This is a genomic window from Corynebacterium sp. 045007 (assembly GCF_040743205.1).
Lineage (GTDB): Bacteria > Actinomycetota > Actinomycetes > Mycobacteriales > Mycobacteriaceae > Corynebacterium > Corynebacterium jeikeium_D.
In genome coordinates, this window is record NZ_JBFLKW010000051.1 from 1 (window position 1) to 588 (window position 588).

Annotated in this window: 1 pseudogene; it reads left to right on the forward strand. The window is 59.9% G+C overall.

The features are described 5' to 3' along the window. Positions 1 to 103: 103 nt before the first annotated feature. Positions 104 to 588 (forward strand): annotated as a pseudogene (locus AB1Z34_RS11165) (IS256-like element IS1249 family transposase); the annotation flags it as partial.

A 588-nucleotide genomic window follows, 5' to 3' on the forward strand; every position in this document is an offset into this window, starting at 1 on the left:
TTTCCGGAAAGTATATGCTCCGGAAGCATATATCTAGCCCCCGACGGGAAATCCTCGGTGTGGCAGCCGTGATGTGCTATGCGCGGCGTGGTGTGGTGTCGCAATGTCGAAGAACCAACCACGCTGCCACTGCGGCGGTGAAATGAAACGCAACGGCACCACCAGCAAAGGCACCACCAGATGGCGCTGCAAACAATGCGGCGCCTCCAGCGTCAAACGTCGAAACGACATCACCAACGCGGCAGTGTTCACCCAGTTCATCGAGCATTGCACCACCGCAATATCACTCGACGACCTAGCCAAACGAAACGGTGTTAGCCGCGCCACCATGAAGCGGCGCTTCAAGTGGTGCTGGCTCGTTGATGTGCCTGACCCCACCGCCGGCCACCACAAGCGGATCTACGACCAGGTATTTCTCGATGGCACCTACACCGCCGGTGGCTGCCTGATCGTCGCGGCGACCATCGACCACGTGATCGCCTGGCACTGGTGCAAACACGAAACCACCCGCGACTACCAACTGCTGCTTGAACGCATCGAAGCCCCACTCATCGCCGTCATCGACGGCGGCCAAGGCGCATACAGCGC